We start from the raw sequence: 16,615 nt of genomic DNA, 5'->3' as shown, positions 1-16,615 counted from the left end.
TTGATTTAATAACAAGTAATTACGCTTCAACAATAAAACAGAAATAACGTCGCTATACTTGATGTTATTCATGATTCGGAGCCCTTTTCATTGCTGATTTTCTTATCGCATGGACAAGTGGCTCCGAACTATAAGGATATAAAATGGCTGACAGCAATTGGTTATCAAGCTTTCCAGAGATGGAACGCGGTGATTTACGAACCATAAAAAAGACGCTAGATGGCGCATACCGTGAATTTTCCCGTGAATACGGCGAAATGATTGAATCTCTCTTTGACCCTCTTCTTTCATTCCTTGTTTGGTTTGAAAAACTTCTCATCTCAACACCTTGGATTATTGTCCTTGCCGTGTGTACCAGTCTTGTCTACGCAGCAAGCCGTTCTTGGAAACTGGCTTTAGGTTGTGTTGTTTCTCTACTTCTCATTGGTTACTTTGGAATGTGGGAAGACACCATGCGGACGCTCAGTATCATTACTGTGTGTACCTTGGTTTCGATATTCTTGGGCATTCCGATTGGTATTGCGATGGCTCGTTCAAATCGAGCTCAATCTATCGTTACGCCGATGCTCGATATCATGCAAACCATGCCTGCATTCGTTTATTTGATTCCAGTGGTAATGCTACTCGGCATCGGTAAGATTCCAGGGCTAATCGCCGTGGTTATCTACGCCATTCCACCTGTAATTCGCTTAACTAACCTAGGCATACGCTTAGTTGATAAAGAAGTCCTTGAAGCCGCTACCGCTTTTGGTGCGAGCAAAAAGCAACGCTTATGGGGTGTCCAACTTCCTCTAGCAATGCCAACGATCATGGCGGGTATTAACCAAACCATCATGATGGCGCTGTCTATGGTTGTTATCGCATCCATGATTGGTGTGAAAGGCCTAGGACAACCGGTTCTTAAATCGATCACCAACCAATACTTCACATTAGGTTTGATGAATGGCTTCGCCATTGTGGCCCTCGCAATCCTTTTTGACCGCGCTTCACAAGCGTACGCAAGAAGAACTAATGCGCATTTAGGAGGATTCAAGCATGACTAAACCATTGATTGAAATTAGTGGTCTGTACAAGGTGTTTGGACCGAAACCAATGTCTGTTATGAACCGAGTTCAAAACGGCGAACACAAAGATCAGATTCTTGCGGATACGGGTCATACCGTTGGTTTGAAAGAGATCAACCTTGAGATTAACCGTGGTGAAATCTTCGTTATCATGGGGCTTTCTGGCTCGGGTAAATCGACGCTGATTCGCCACTTCAACCGTTTGATTGACCCGACTCAAGGTAAAATCATGGTTGAAGGCATTGATGTGATGAGCCTCAACACTAAACAGCTAGAAGAGTTCCGTCGTCATAAAATGTCGATGGTATTCCAACGCTTTGGCTTAATGCCTCATCGCACTGTGGTTGAAAACGTTGCGTACGGGTTGGAAGTACAAGGCATCAAAAAAGAAGACCGTTTAGCGAAAGCCAACGAATGGTTAGAAACGGTGGGCTTAAAAGGTTACGGCAAGCAATACCCAGCGCAACTTTCAGGTGGTCAGCAACAACGTGTTGGGCTTTCGCGCGCTCTGTGTACTAACGCTGAAATCTTGTTAATGGATGAAGCCTTTTCGGCACTCGACCCTTTGATTCGAAGTGAAATGCAAGACCAGCTTATTGAACTTCAAGAGAAGCTTCATAAGACGATTGTTTTCATCACACATGATCTGGACGAAGCACTCCGCCTAGGCGATAGAATCGCAATTTTGAAAGACGGCGAGTTAGTACAACAAGGCACACCACATGAGATTCTGCTAAATCCAGCCGATGATTACGTGGAAGCGTTCGTGAAAGACGTAAACCGTGCTCGTGCACTGACCGTTGAAACCGTTATGCAGCCTCCTCTGTATCGAATCACATCAGAAACAATTGAAGGTGCTTTGGCACAAATGAAGATGCTTAAAAACGATTACGCTTATCACGTAACAGATGACGGCTATCAAGGCCTAGTCACACAAGAAAGTCTACAAGACGCCGTTGAAGATTCATCGGTACATGATTTTAGTGATGAGATATACGAAGAAGTCCCTGCCATCTTACCAGATGCGGTGATTGAAGAAGTGCTACCGGACACTATGTCTTGTGACTACTCTCTTCCAGTTGTTGATGAAGACGGTAATCTAAAAGGTGAACTCGAGAGAAGCGCTGTTGCTGATATCTTCTCAGAAAGTAGCGAGGAAGAAGTAGAAGCCGACCCAAAGCCAAAAATTGATAAAGCTTCGTAGTCCTACTTTTCGTGATTTAAACCACGGCTGTTTAAATTATCATTGTTTGGGTTATCGTTATTTGAGTTATTGCTATTTAGATTAGCCTAAACTACATAAACCGCTCTAAGACCACTGTTGTTAATTCACTGCAGTGGTCTTTTTTATTTGTATCGGGCTCGTTTTCTTCTGAGATCTACCCGCACCTTAGGCTTTATAGGCACCTAAGTTTATATTTCATAAGAGAAAACAAAATAAAATCAGTCCGTTAGGTTTGTCACAAACCCAATAGCAAGATTAGTGAGATGCCAATTAAATGCTCTATTTGTACGGCAACCAGTTGAAATTATTCTAGAAAATGACTAAAACTTAATAGTATTAACAGATATTAAGCTCAATAAAAGGACTTAGTTTGATGAATTCTACTTTAGCGTCAGACGCAGCTACAAATCTAAACTCACAACAAGTGAGCGAGCTTGTCGATGAAAGCGTTCTGGAGCAAATGATTCGCGATACAAGTGCGGACATTATCCCTATCTTGATCGACCATTATGTCGAAGAATCACAAACACGCTTGGTCGCTATAAAAGAGGCAGTCACGCAGAAAGACGCTCAAACACTTGAGTTCGAGGTCCACACTCTCGGCAGCACAGCGCTTTCGTTAGGTAATCGCCCTTTGGGTGAATTAGCTCGAGCTTTAGAAAAGCTATGTTTAGAACAGAGTCATGATGCGGCATTTCGACAAGTTGATGAATTACTAGAGCTCGCAGAGCGTTCAATAAAAGCCTTGCTTGAAAGGAAAGAGGCAGGCTTCAGCTAGCTTTGCATGTTCATTATCGGTATCAGATTAAAAACTCAAAACAGTCGTTATTAATATAGTCGCCATAAGATGGGCTCCATCATGAACAACAATGCGAGAAGTTATACAGGCCGCTTCTTAAAAGATTGCATGTGGTAGATAACAAATACACAAGACTCGTATTGATGGTTGCATATCACTATGTTATTGATTGGTTAGGATAAAGTTTCAAAAGGAATACACAATGCGCCCTAAGGTATTGTTAGTTGAAGACTCCACCTCACTCGCCGTACTCTACAAGCAGTACGTAAAAGACGAGCCCTATGATATTTTCCACGTCGAAACCGGCGCGGAAGCTAAGACCTTCATTGAAAGGCACTCTCCACAGCTTGTGATTCTCGACCTTAAGCTTCCTGACATGCCAGGCGAAGAAGTCTTAGATTGGATTACTGCTAACGAAATACCGACCGCTGTCATCATCGCGACAGCGCATGGTTCAGTAAACATCGCGGTAGACCTTATCCAACGCGGTGCAGAAGACTTCTTAGAGAAACCCATTCAAGCCGATCGACTCAAGACCTCTGTTAGCTTGCATCTAAAAAGAGCGAAACTCGAAAACCTCGTCGATAACATGCAAAGCAAATTCGATCGTGATCGTTTTCATAATTTCATTGGCTCTTGCCTACCCATGCAGGCGGTTTACAAGATCATTGATTCGGTAGCACCAACCACTGCCAGCGTGTTTATTAACGGCGAAAGTGGTACAGGTAAAGAAGTGTGTGCGGAAGCGATTCACCAAGAGAGTCAGCGTAATGGTAAACCCTTCGTGGCCATTAACTGCGGCGCTATCCCTCGAGACCTAATGGAGAGTGAAATCTTCGGTCACGTTAAAGGTGCGTTTACCGGTGCGACAACCGACCGGAAAGGTGCAGCAATGCAAGCGCATGGCGGTACCCTATTTCTCGATGAGCTTTGTGAAATGGAACTGGAGATGCAGAAGAAGCTCCTCAGATTTTTGCAAACTGGTACGTTTACTCCACTCGGTGGCAACCGCGAGATTAAAGTGGATGTCAGAATTATCTGTGCGACCAACCGCGATCCACTGGTTGAAGTAGAAGAAGGACGTTTTAGAGAAGACCTTTACTATCGTGTTCACGTTGTACCTATCGAAATGCCACCGCTTCGTGAACGAGGAAGTGACATTGTCACCCTATCTAATCACTTCTTGAAACTGTACGCGAAGCAAGACAAGAAGAAGTTCAAATCAATAGACAAAGAAACGCAGAATCTACTTAAACGTTATGCGTGGCCAGGCAATGTGCGTCAGTTGCAAAACATCATCCGTAACATCGTGGTGTTGAACAATGAAACGAGCGTGACTAAAGACATGTTACCGCCTCCGATTAATAAAGTAGATGCCGCTCCATCATCTAAATCAGTGACACCAATTCGAGTAACTGCGCCTCAACCTGCAGTTGTTGAAGCACCAGAAGCTAAGTTGCCACCGATTACTCCGGAAGAGTTGGAACAATCGTCAGTTGCTCAAGCTCACAACGAGCCGATGACGCCTGCATTTACCACAAGCGAAGGTGCTATTCGTCCAATGTGGCAAATAGAACGTGAAGCCATTCAACATGCCATCAATCATTGCGATGGGAATGTGTTAAACGCTGCTGTGCTGTTAGAACTTAGCCCTTCTACTGTTTATCGTAAGAAACAGGCTTGGGAATCGGAAGATGAGTACAATCAAGCCTAACCAAGGTATACTCGACATAAACCTTCATGAGATTTGGCTGTTGATCGACAGCCAAACTTTTGGAGGCATAGAAACGCATGTTTTAGAATTAGCACAAGGCCTGATATCGGAAAGCGCTCAGTATTCAGAGGCTGTTCGTATCGTTCTTTTGACTAAGTTTAATCCTGAAGCGATCATCGTTGAAAAGTTGAATGCGCTGAACATCCCTTTTAGTTACCTCTCCGATTTAGCCTCATGTTCTGTAGATTCAAATGGCAATAGCGCGACACAGCTGAAACGTGCAGTTCAACATTATCAACCAAGGCTTATCCATGCTCATGGTTACAAAGCCAGTTTGGTCAGCAAGTTAATCAAGCTTCCGCCTCGTTTCAACAACACAAAGCAAATCACCACTTATCACGCAGGTGAAACCCCAACAGGCAAAGTATGGCTTTATGATTGGCTCGACCGTTACAGCAGTTTTCTTTCTGATCAGTCGCTCGTGGTCAGTGAAAAGATTAAAGCGAAAGTGCCGAGTCAAACCCATCAATTGAATAACTTTGTTAAAATGCCAACCGGGTTAACAAGCTCCCCTTCATCAAGCCCATTCCATGTTGGTTTTGTGGGGCGATTGAGCCATGAAAAAGCGCCTGATCGATTTGTTGCATTAGCCAAACAGTTTCCTGATGTTCGGTTTGAGCTTTTTGGTGACGGGCCAGAAATGGACATCTTAGTTAAATCGCAGCCTGATAATGTGACCTTTCATGGGCATCAGACCAATATGGACGACGTCTGGAGCCAAATCGATCTGTTAATCATCCCTTCTCGCTTTGAAGGCTTACCTATGGCGGCATTAGAAGCCATGATTCGTGGCATTCCCGTTCTCGCCACCTCAGTTGGTAACTTGCCTCAACTCATCGAGCATCAAGTTAACGGCTACCTTGCAAATTCAGAAGCTGAGCTAGAACAGTTTTTATCTTTGTGGATGTCATTGACGAACGAGCAACGTAACTCTCTCAAGAGTCACGCGATAGAAACCGTGAAAAACCAATACTCTCCACAAGCCGTTGTCCCGCAGTTGTTGGAAATCTATCAACTCGACCGTTAATTCTAGCCTTAGTCGATAACTGGTTATTTGGGCTTGATGATTTAAGTACTTTAGTCAGTTTTATACTGATTCTCAAAATGACAAAACTCACCTCAAGGCTACGCCCTCACTTAATAATCCAACATTAAATCAATAAGTTAAATAAAATGCATAACTGGCACTCACTTTGCAATCTTTAACATCAGGCGTAACTACGTCTTAAAAAGATTACGAGCCGAGTCCTAAAGAGTTTATTTGCCAATAGAGGTCACAATGGTCAACCCTGAAGCCAATAGATTGCCAGTCATCATCACGATCAGCACCTTGTGTGTTGGGCTTGGTGTTGTTTGGTACTTTGTGCCTCACCCTGCTGTCATTGTGGCGCTCGCTCTTGTGCCATTGGCCGGGTTATTCGTGTTAAACAAAACATTCTGGTTAGTTCTATTGTTCGTTGTCTTTTCATTTTTCCGAATTCACGAAGCTATACCTCAGCTCTATTCGCTAAAAATACCGCTGATGCTTTCATTAGGCGCTCTGTCGGCTCTTCTATGGCATGCATTAATCAGTAAAGAACTTAAAATCTTCTGGCACCCTTGTTTAAATTGGCTCGCCATATTTTGGGTATTGGTTTTCATTGGTATTATCTTCGCGTCCAACAGGCCAATAGCACTAGCAGAATTCAAGGGCGTTTATTGGAAAATTATAGTGATGACGCTTGCGATTACTTGGCTAGTAAACACCACGGAAAATCTCGCAAAAACCGCGATGACGATTATCTACGCTGGCGCTTTAGTCAGCTCTATTGCCGTGTACAACTCAGTAAATGGTATTGGGCTTGTCGAGGGCTCACGCGTGACTATTGGCCGCGATTTTGGCTCTATGTTAGGTGACCCGAACGACCTAGCACTGGTACTGATGTTCCCACTCGCCTTTACAATAAGCCAAGCCACCACGACTGGCATCTCACGATCCAAACGTTTAATCAGTGCCTTAGTTTGTCTGTTACTGCTCGCCGCCATTATTGCCACTCAAAGCCGTGGCGGACTACTGGGGTGTATTGCGGTGATTGGTATTTTTGCGTGGAAGCTAGTGCGCTCTAAAGTTCTCTTAATCTCAGTGGGAACTGTCGCGGCCGTGGTGCTCTATTTAGTTGCTGGTATCTCAGACAGATCTTCTGGTGGTGCCGCTGAACAAGGTATCGATGAATCTGCAATGGGTCGAATCTATGCTTGGGAAGCAGCAATAAAGATGGCAGTTGAGAATCCACTGACCGGCGTAGGGTTGAACAACTTCTTCTCGAACTACTTCTTTTACAGTTCGCATTGGGACGGACTGAATCACGCCGTTCACAGTACCTGGTTTGGTGTGTTGGCAGAAACAGGCTTTATTGGTCTGATCATTTTTGTCTGCCTTATCGTTGCTTTGATCAAAACCTCTCGCTCTACGCTAACGAGGTTAAAAAACTCGGCCACAGAAATCGCCCCCGAACTCAATGCGGTCGCCTATGCGATCTATGCAGGTCTGATTGGAACAATCGTGTCGGGTACATTTTTGACTCAAGGCTTCAACTGGCCGATTTATATCCTCGCAGCACTCACAGTTTGCGTCTCAAAAGTATCTCAAACTGCCTGTCAAAATGAGAAAACCTAAAAGACACATTTTAACCTATTGAAAATATTATATTTATTAGATGGCACAATATATGAAAGTACTTCTATATAACAAAAAAGAGGATTTTTCATTATGACGTCAGTATCTATACATCAATTCAAACATTGGCTTAAGTTTCATCCTAATTCTCGAATTAGAAATGTGTTTTTCATTTTGAAAAACATCAGAAGCGCAGAGCTACCTACCCCTAAACTATTTAATCGCTGTCTATATCAAGCGCACAAGCTAGTGGTGAATCTGGTTTCTGGCTTTACGCGATTCTTCTACTGGACTCCGGCTTTCAAAGGTCGTGTGGCTCAATGTGGCAAACGCCTGTATTTGTATGGTGGACTGCCTTTCGTCAGCGGTCCGGTGCAAATTACGATTGGCGACAACTGCCGTATCTCTGGCCACACGACATTCTCTGGTTGTACTCAACAACTTGAAGGCTTGGAACACCCACTATTGTCGATTGGCAATAACGTCGACATTGGTTGGCAGTCGACTATCGCTGTTGGAGGTAAAGTGGTTATCTCTGACAACGTACGAATCGCAGGCGGCGCTTTTCTATTTGGATACTCTGGACACCCGCTTGATGCAAAACGCCGAGCGCTAGGTGAAGGTGACGACCCTCAGCAAATCGGTGACATCATTCTTGAACCCGATGTTTGGTTAGGCACGAATGTGACGGTTAAAGGTGGCGTAACCATCGGCGAAGGTGCCGTAATAGCCGCAGGCAGCGTAGTAACAAAGAACATCCCGGCTTTTGCAATCGCAGGCGGTAACCCAGCTCGAGTTGTCGGTCACATTAAACCCGTTGAAGTGACAGAATCCGATATGTTCGATTCGTTAGAGACTCATGGAGGTGACCATGCGTGATTTAATCGTATTTGGTGAAGACTTTGGTGGCCTACCTTCATCGACTCAACATTTAGTTCGTCACCTTGCTAAGCAACACAAAGTCTTATGGGTCAACTCTATTGGCTTAAGACAACCGAAGCTGTCCGCTAAAGATGCCAGCCGAGCGTTCAACAAGTTGTTTGGTAAAACCAAAGCCGTTACTCAAAACATGCTCGACTCTGAGGGACACGACAACATTACTATCGTTAACTTAAAGACAATCCCTGCGCCTGCTTCTAAATTTTCTAGAAAGTTGGCTCAGCAAATGATGTTGCACCAACTAAAACCGATTATTGCGGAGCTTAATCTGAACGCGCCTATCCTATGGACTTCTCTTCCGACCGCTGTTGATTTGTGCGGACACTTAGGCGAGTCATCTGTGGTCTATTACTGCGGTGATGATTTTAGCGCGCTGGCTGGTGTTGATCATGACACCGTTGCACAGCACGAATCAGAGCTAATCGAAAAATCAACGCTTATATTCGCGGCTAGCAAAAAATTGATGGGTAAATTTCCAAAGCATAAAGCGCACTTGCTACCACATGGTGTCGACGTAGACCTATTTTCAACACCCGCACCAAGAGCAAAAGATTTACCAAGCAACCACCGCCCTATTGCTGGTTTTTATGGCAGCCTTTCTAAGTGGCTTGATTATGAAATGATTGATCATGTTGCGAATGCGATGCCGGAATGGGACTTTGTTTTCATAGGTCCAAACGAGCTTGATACGCTCATGCTGCCTAAGTTGAGTAACGTACATTACCTTGGCCCTCGTCCACACCACACGCTACCAAGCTATTCTCAACACTGGGATGTGAGCTTGTTGCCGTTTGTTGATAACGAGCAGATCCGAGCGTGTAGCCCACTCAAACTAATGGAATACCTTGCGGCGGGCACACCCATTATCACAACACCGTTCCCTGCTTTGGTTCCATATCAAGGGCACGTAACCACGGTTGGCAGTGCCAACCAAATGATTTGGGCGCTTGATCATGCACGCGAGCTAAGCAACTCACCTATCTCTGTCGTCGAACAAGAGAGCTGGCAGAACCGTGGTAACTTCGTACATTGGATGTTGGAGCTATTATGAATAATCTGAAATTGCGGTTATTAGTCATCATCAATGCGATGTGGCGCCAACGCTACGTTATCGTTCTGCCAATGCTTATTTTGCCCTTTGTAGGCTTTGGTGTGAGCAAGTTGGCTCCAACTAAATATGACGCGCATACCAGTATGTTGATTCAAGAAACGGCCAAGATGAATCCATTCTTGGAAGACATTGCCGTTTCGACGATGCTCAAAGATCGACTTAACGCATTGAGAACACTGCTTCACAGTCGACATGTGCTTTACTCGGTCGCTGATGAACTGCAATTAACCACGCCAGATATGCCTGAAATTGAGAAACAAGAGATCATTACTGACCTGTCTCAACGTCTAACGGTGACTCAGCTTGGAAAAGATTTTCTAAAGATAAGTCTAACGTCGAACACACCAAATGGAATGGAAGCGACGCTGCGCTCGGTAAGTGAACATTTCATTGAACAGTTACTCGCACCGGAACGTTCATCGATTGAAGATTCAAGTAACTTCTTGAAAATCCATATCGACAAACGTAGCGCAGAGCTTGCAGAAGCAGAAGAAGCGCTAGCTGCATACATGAATGAGAATGTTCATTCGACGCCTGAGGTACAGAGCCAAAGTTTGAATCGCTTAGCTTCACTCAAACAAACACTGGCAGAAAAAGAGGCCGAGTTATCGGGTGTCGAAAAAAGTTTAGGGTCAATCGACCAACAACTTTCAAGAACCAACCCTGTGATCGGTAAATTAGAAGACCAGATCATCGACATTCGTAGCGACCTTACCTTGTTACAAGCTAAATACACGGACAAGCACAGTGCTGTGCAAGCTAAAGTGCGTGAGCTAGACAGACTAGAGAATGAACGTAAGAGTTTGCTCGAGGTAACCCAGCCAACGATGAACAGCGACCAGCTTTGGGACATCGCAAGTAGTACGACACTGAACAAACTTTCTGATACCCAACCTCTTCTGGTCACTCAATTACACAGCCTACAGCTGGTTCGTGCTCGCTTTGAGTCTTTAACTGAAGAGACCAAAAGCCTTCGAACTATGATTTTCGAATTAGAACACAAGGCCAATAACTTCGGCGAAAATGCAAAAGAGATGTACCGCCTTAAACGTCAAGTTGAAATCAAACGTCAACTATATGATGAACTGACAGAGCGTTATGAAATGGCTCAGCTAACGGGTTCGCTTGGTGTATTCGAGCAAAACAAACGTGTGAAGATTATTGATTTGCCTTTCACACCGAGTATCAAATCTAACATGCCGACTTTTGTCTTTATTCTGGCTGGATTTGTTGCAGGTATCGGATTGGGTATTGGTTTAGCGGTATTGTTTGAACTGTTTGATTCTTCAATCAAACGCAAAGACGAAATCGAAGATATCTTGGGTGTCCCTGTGATAACGGTGATCCCGAAAATGAGCTAGTCAGCCTCAAAGCCATTTTTGACTTGCTAGCTTCACAGCTTTCTAATTTCCTAGCCTCGAGCTTCCTAGCTTTTTAGTTTCCTAGCTTCGTGCATCCTAGAGAAAAACGCCAACACTCGCTTGGCGTTTTGTTTGTTTAAAGCCCCAAGTTCTAATGCTACTTTCGATTTACCCAAGCCCTATGATTCAAACTGCCATTCAATTGTATTTTGTTTTGATTCCCATTTTGAGAAATGAAAACTGCCCTAGAATTAAATAATCTAAACAACTGAAAAATAACGGTTATTTAATTGGCACAACTCCTGCAATCTCCTTGTGTAGTTAAACGTTTTAAAGAAGTTACTTCAAGAGAAACGTCAGAAAGGCGAAACAACAATTATAAAGGCAGGGTCCAAACTATGAATACGCATTTAACGAAGCATGGCAAAAAGATCATACACGTTGTTCAGCACCTTGCACCGGGTGGATTAGAAACCCTAACTCTGGATTTGCTCCGCCTTGCTAAACCAACAGACCAAGTGTTGATTGTCAGTTTAGAGGGTACTAAACAAGAGTCTATAAACAACTGGCCGAAGCTAGAGCCATACAAAAAGCAAATCGTCTTTTTGGATAAAGCACCAGGCGTACAATTCAATATCATTATTAAGCTAATTAAAGCCTTCAACGCGATTCGCCCTGATGTGGTTCATACCCATCATATTGGCCCACTGTTATACGCTGGTTATGCCGCTCGCGTAACCGGGGTTCCAACTCGAATCCATACCGAACATGACGCTTGGCATCTGAACAACAACAAACGTCGTCGATTACAAGCGCTTGCTTTAAAAGCTGCTCAACCAACGTTAGTTGCCGACGCGACACGTGTTTATAACCAACTACGCACGGCTTTTTCTTATGAGAACATCATTACCATCAAAAATGGCGTTGATTGTGAGAAGTTTAAGCCAATGTCGAAAGAACACGCGAGAGCAAAACTAAACCTGCCGACAGACAAACACATCATCGGTTGTGCAGGTCGACTAGAACATGTCAAAGGCCAAGACCAACTTATTAAAGCACTGACTCTTTTACCTGCAAACATGGTTGTCGCATTGGCTGGCGGCGGTACTAAACGCAATCAACTAGAGCAACTGACTAGCCGCTTGAATCTGAGTGACCGAGTCATCTTTCTTGGCTTAGTTGAAGACATGACCACGTTTTACGGAGCGTTGGATACGTTCTGCCTACCTTCACGCCACGAAGGGCTGCCGCTTTCTGCACTTGAAGCTCAAGCATGCAATATTCCAACCGTCGCAATGGACGTTGGTGCCGTCGATGAAACCTTATGTCCAGTCAGCGGCGCCCTCGTCAAAAGCGGCAGCATTGTGGGGTTAGCTAGTGCGCTATTAGAAAAGCAAAATGAACGCTTTTTGTCACCTCGTCGCTACGTACTCGAAAACTTCGACATCATCAAAATGGTTTCGTCTTACAACGATATATCTGAAGGAGCTTACGCATGATTGATTGGTTGCTTGCGGGACTTTGTTTGTTTTCAGGTGCGTTGATTGTCTATCATCACGCAGCCTACCCTTTGTTACTGCGTTGGTATGCGAAAAGCCACCCCGCACGCAAAGTTGAAGAGAGTCATCGTTGCTACAAAGAGGAACAGCAAGATTGCACGTTGCCGACCATCACCGTTCTTGTTCCTGCATTTAACGAAGAACAGTGGATCGCAGACAAGATTCGTAACCTTGCTTCACTCGATTACCCAAAAAAGAAGTTGGAAGTCATTATCGCTTGCGATGGTTGCACTGATAACACAGTCGCCATTGCACAAATGACCATACAAGAAGCGATGTGCAGTGATGTCTATTTTGAGATACATGACCATCAAGTAAACCGAGGTAAAGTCGCGGTTGTTAATGAAGAAGTGACACGTATAACCAGTGATATCACGGCGATGAGTGATGTTTCTGCCCTTATTTCATTGGATGCTTTGCTTATAGCTGCCGCTCATTTTGAAAGTGACAAGGTTGGAGTGGTAAACGCAACGTATCAACTTTGTCCAACAGGCAATGAAGGCGAAAACACGTATTGGCAGTACCAAACCGCGGTTAAAGAGTCTGAGGCTTCGTTAGGTTCTAGCTTGGGTTCTCATGGCGCTTTCTACTTGTTTAGAACACACCTGTTTGAACTGCTTCCACTCAACACTATTAATGATGATTTCATCTTACCGATGCAAATCGTTAAACAAGGTTACATCGCCGAATACGAAACCCAAATGGTTGCATTAGAGCTAGAAGAATCGAACCTAGAAACAGACTTCAAAAGAAGACTTCGTATTTCAGCGGGCAACATGCAACAAGCGATTCGATTATTTGCCTTGTTCAGCCCGAAGTTTAAAGGCATCGCGTTTGCGTTCTTTTCAGGAAAAGGGCTTCGCCTACTCACTCCATATTTAATGATTGTGTGCTTAGTGTGCTCAATCTTACTTAGCAACTACTTGGTATTTGAAGCGCTGTTATGGGCTCAAGTTGCCGTTTATACCATTGGCGTCCTTGGCTGCATCTTGCCAAAGCGTCTAGTAAACAAACCTATTTCATTAATCTCTTATTTGATAGTTGGACACTACGCCAACTTCATTGGTGGCATTCGTTACCTAATCGGACTAGAAAACTCACCTTGGACACGAGCAAATCATTAAGGACTTATTATGATGAACATCGAACAGCTATCTACCCAAAACCTATACCAATACAAAATCTCACGTGCTAAACGTACTTTCGATTTTGTAAGCTCACTGATTGCTTTGATTTTGCTAGCGCCCGTATTTCCGTTGATTGCGATGGCGATTGCACTCACTTCTCGTGGCCCTATTTTCTACCGTCAATTGCGCGTTGGTAAATCGACACCGGAGAAAATGGAAATCTTTGAGATCATGAAATTCCGTAGCATGTACGAGGATGCAGAAACTCGCTCTGGTGCAGTTTGGGCTACCGCGAATGACCCGCGAATCACGCCTGTTGGCCGCTTTTTGAGAAAGACACGTCTTGATGAACTGCCACAACTGATCAATGTACTGAAAGGTGAAATGTCTCTAATTGGCCCACGCCCTGAACGCCCTACTTTTTACACCAAACTAGAGAACGAAATCCCTTACTTTGCTGACCGTACATACGGCGTAATGCCTGGTATTACGGGGCTTGCACAAGTAAATCAAGGTTATGATACCTGTATTGATGATGTACGTCGTAAAGTGGGCTTTGACCACAGTTATGCATTAAGCCTATGTTCTGTGAAGTCTTGGATTGCCGCTGATCTCAGCATCATTTCTAAAACTATCATTGTGATGGTCGACGGTCGAGGTCGTTAAACTGATACGGTGTGAGGCGAAAGAACAAGCTGTCTAGTCCAAGGTGAAAAATAGAGCAGTCTGTCCCATGCGAACACAAAGCCAGCTTTGATAATGATTTATCAGCTGGCTTTTTACTGTCTTAAAACAAGCCAAACCCAAGAACGCTTCGATTTTAAAATCCAATTGGTATACGATGCCAACATACTGTTCTAAAAACGATTAAATGCCGTTGTTATGAAAATCGCAGATCTTAAGCTGTTTACCACCGTTGTCGAACTGGGTAGTTTTACTGCCGCAGCCAATGCACTTGACCTTCCCCGAGCTAACGTTAGCCGTAGAATTAACGACCTTGAGAAGTCTCTCGGCATTCAACTGTTCTTTAGAACTACACGAAGCCTCTCCTTAACCAAATCTGGCGAGCTCTATTACAAAGAGCTGCTCAATGCGCTAAGTGCGCTCGACAAAGCGAACCATGTCGCTTCCAACCTTTCGGAGGTTGCACACGGGCAAATTAAGATTGGTCTATTGCCTGAAACCAGCGACATCATGCAATCGACGTTGTTTAAATTCCAAGATATGTACCCTAAGGTTGAGCTTGATATTCGCAACATTAGTAACGGCTTTGTCGACATGTACCGTCAAGGATTAGACCTCGCTATGCATGGTGGTACGTTGAGCGACGCTAACGTGGTTGCTCGTAAAGTGATGGTTCTCCAGCGTATTTTTGTCGCAAGCCCTGAATTTCTAGAGAAACAAGGCAAGCCCTCAAACCTAAGAGAGCTCTCCAATTACCCATTTGTTTGCTTCAGATGGCCAAGTGGCGACATCGATAAACAATGGGACATCAAAGATCACACCATCAAAGTTGAACCTTCGGTCGTCAGCGACAGCATTGGGTTCGTGAAAGGCGGTGTAATTCGACATAGAGGCATCGCGTTGTTACCAGAACTCTTGGTACGACAGCAACTCAAAGACGGCACCTTGATTAACCTGTTCCCCGACGAGAATCTTCAAGAAGAAGAAGCATGGTTGCTCTATCCTCAGCGTAAAGCGTTAAGCCATTCAGCACAGCTTTTGATTGATTTTTTATTACAAGAGCTTCCGAAACTCTAGTTATTGTAACGAATATTGTGACAGTGTTTCACGTGAAGACTAGATTATCTAAACAAGACTGAAAGATAGAATTACTCCATAAATTGACAGGAGTAATCCATGAAGCCTATATCTCAACATTCATCTGTTTTGCAGCGTTCGTCTATCTTTCAACAGACACCTATCTTCAAACACACAGTCATTGCACTAAGCCTAACCGCTCTGTTTGGCTGTAATGACTCTGAGGCGACGATAGCTCAAAAACAAACGCGCCCGATTCAAGTTATCCAACTTGAGCCTCTCTCTCATCAAGTTGAAAAATCGTTCACAGGCAAATTGCAGTCATCAGAAACTGCTGGCGTCGCGTTTCGTGTGCCTGGCACTATTCAAAAAATGATGGTCTCGGTTGGTGATTCAGTAAAGAAAGGCCAACCACTTGCGCAGTTAGACCCTCATGATTATCAAGTCGCGTTAGAAGAGCTACAAGCACGAGCACTCGAAGCGAAATCTGCACACAAATTAGCGAAATCCGAACTTGTTCGAGTAAAACAAGCCATCGCTGATAATGCGATTGCCGATGTTAATCTAGACCGTGCAATCAGCGGTTATGAACGAAGTGAAGCGGCGGTTAAAGTCGTAGAACAGAACATACGCCGTGCGAAAGATTCGATTCGTTATACCAAGTTGCTCGCACCCTTCGACGGCGTTGTAGCGGCATCGAACTTCGATCAGTTTGAACAAGTTCTGCCGGGCATTTCGGTTTTCACCATCCACAACCCAGATCAGCTTGAAGTTAAAATCCAAGTCCCAGAAAACTTGATTCATGAGTTCCAACCGAATCAAACCGCTGTTATCAATTGGTATGGTTCAGAGGAAAAGCTGATTGGGTACGCCGCTGAAATTGCCACGTCACCTCATCTTATCAAGCAAACCTACGCGGTTACCTACCATGTAGAGACAACCAACAAGTCAGTGTTGCCAGGAAAAGCCGTCACACTGACAACTCAACTTGGCGAAGCTAGCAACAATTTCTGTTTACCGTATTCAGCGTTGGTGAATCAATCTGGCATCGAGCAAGTATTCACCGTTCAAAACGAACAAGCTCATGGCGTGACTGTGGACGTGGTTTCGATGTCCCAAAATACCGTATGTGTTGAATCAACGCTCAACGATGGCGATTTCGTCGTGGTGAGTGGTTCTCAGTACGTCATGGAAGGCCAACACTTCTCCGATATTCAAGTTAAGAGTCTGTAGGTAAAT

14 protein-coding genes are annotated in these 16,615 nt (G+C 44.3%); all 14 read left to right on the top strand.

Features of this window, described 5'->3' with window-relative positions; translation table 11 throughout:
* The first annotated feature begins 143 nt into the window (after positions 1-143).
* The 14 genes from AB6E30_RS09035 to AB6E30_RS08970 all read left to right on the top strand — a co-directional run bounded on the left by AB6E30_RS09035 (position 144) and on the right by AB6E30_RS08970 (position 16,609).
* Positions 144-1,043 (top strand): proline/glycine betaine ABC transporter permease, encoded by a 900-nt coding sequence (locus tag AB6E30_RS09035; protein WP_019823103.1) that lies wholly within the window; start codon positions 144-146, stop codon positions 1,041-1,043.
* Positions 1,036-2,268: a glycine betaine/L-proline ABC transporter ATP-binding protein gene (locus AB6E30_RS09030; protein ID WP_017059590.1), complete on the top strand. Its 1,233-nt coding sequence runs from the start codon at positions 1,036-1,038 to the stop codon at positions 2,266-2,268. The genes AB6E30_RS09035 and AB6E30_RS09030 overlap by 8 nt, the downstream gene beginning before the upstream one ends.
* Positions 2,269-2,662: 394 nt before the next feature.
* Positions 2,663-3,067: an Hpt domain-containing protein gene (locus AB6E30_RS09025; protein ID WP_017059589.1), complete on the top strand. Its 405-nt coding sequence runs from the start codon at positions 2,663-2,665 to the stop codon at positions 3,065-3,067.
* A gap of 223 nt (positions 3,068-3,290) precedes the next feature.
* Positions 3,291-4,802, top strand: coding sequence for a sigma-54 dependent transcriptional regulator (locus AB6E30_RS09020; protein ID WP_017059588.1), 1,512 nt, complete (start codon positions 3,291-3,293; stop codon positions 4,800-4,802).
* A complete protein-coding gene (locus tag AB6E30_RS09015) occupies positions 4,783-5,889 on the top strand; it encodes a glycosyltransferase family 4 protein (protein ID WP_102428871.1) in 1,107 nt (368 codons plus the stop codon). Before AB6E30_RS09020 ends, AB6E30_RS09015 begins: the two co-directional genes overlap by 20 nt.
* A gap of 252 nt (positions 5,890-6,141) precedes the next feature.
* On the top strand, positions 6,142-7,518 hold the full coding sequence (locus AB6E30_RS09010; protein WP_372103337.1) for an O-antigen ligase family protein: 1,377 nt from the start codon (positions 6,142-6,144) through the stop codon (positions 7,516-7,518).
* 93 nt (positions 7,519-7,611) lie between these two features.
* Entirely contained in the window at positions 7,612-8,397 is a 786-nt protein-coding gene (locus AB6E30_RS09005) for a DapH/DapD/GlmU-related protein (protein ID WP_017059585.1), read from the top strand.
* Positions 8,390-9,508 carry a glycosyltransferase gene (locus AB6E30_RS09000; RefSeq protein WP_136978473.1) on the top strand — a complete coding sequence of 373 codons (1,119 nt, stop codon included), beginning with the start codon at positions 8,390-8,392 and terminating at the stop codon, positions 9,506-9,508. Before AB6E30_RS09005 ends, AB6E30_RS09000 begins: the two co-directional genes overlap by 8 nt.
* Complete coding sequence (locus AB6E30_RS08995; protein ID WP_136978474.1) at positions 9,505-10,929, top strand: Wzz/FepE/Etk N-terminal domain-containing protein; 1,425 nt, start codon at positions 9,505-9,507, stop codon at positions 10,927-10,929. The genes AB6E30_RS09000 and AB6E30_RS08995 overlap by 4 nt, the downstream gene beginning before the upstream one ends.
* Before the next feature lie 398 nt (positions 10,930-11,327).
* Positions 11,328-12,428, top strand: coding sequence for a glycosyltransferase (locus AB6E30_RS08990; RefSeq protein ID WP_372103334.1), 1,101 nt, complete (start codon positions 11,328-11,330; stop codon positions 12,426-12,428).
* The gene (locus AB6E30_RS08985; protein ID WP_017059581.1) at positions 12,425-13,612 is read left to right on the top strand and encodes a glycosyltransferase family 2 protein; all 1,188 of its coding nucleotides are present in this window, start codon (positions 12,425-12,427) and stop codon (positions 13,610-13,612) included. The genes AB6E30_RS08990 and AB6E30_RS08985 overlap by 4 nt, the downstream gene beginning before the upstream one ends.
* 9 nt (positions 13,613-13,621) lie before the next feature.
* Positions 13,622-14,281: a sugar transferase gene (locus AB6E30_RS08980; protein WP_017063903.1), complete on the top strand. Its 660-nt coding sequence runs from the start codon at positions 13,622-13,624 to the stop codon at positions 14,279-14,281.
* A gap of 216 nt (positions 14,282-14,497) precedes the next feature.
* The gene (locus tag AB6E30_RS08975; RefSeq protein ID WP_017083639.1) at positions 14,498-15,376 is read left to right on the top strand and encodes a LysR family transcriptional regulator; all 879 of its coding nucleotides are present in this window, start codon (positions 14,498-14,500) and stop codon (positions 15,374-15,376) included.
* A gap of 99 nt (positions 15,377-15,475) precedes the next feature.
* Positions 15,476-16,609 (top strand): efflux RND transporter periplasmic adaptor subunit, encoded by a 1,134-nt coding sequence (locus AB6E30_RS08970; RefSeq protein ID WP_372103331.1) that lies wholly within the window; start codon positions 15,476-15,478, stop codon positions 16,607-16,609.
* The last annotated feature ends 6 nt before the right edge of the window (positions 16,610-16,615 follow it).

The sequence above is a fragment of the Vibrio sp. 10N.247.311.12 genome (genome assembly GCF_041467515.1).
Taxonomy (GTDB): domain Bacteria; phylum Pseudomonadota; class Gammaproteobacteria; order Enterobacterales; family Vibrionaceae; genus Vibrio; species Vibrio crassostreae_C.
This window is presented reverse-complemented; position numbering and strand designations above follow the sequence as displayed.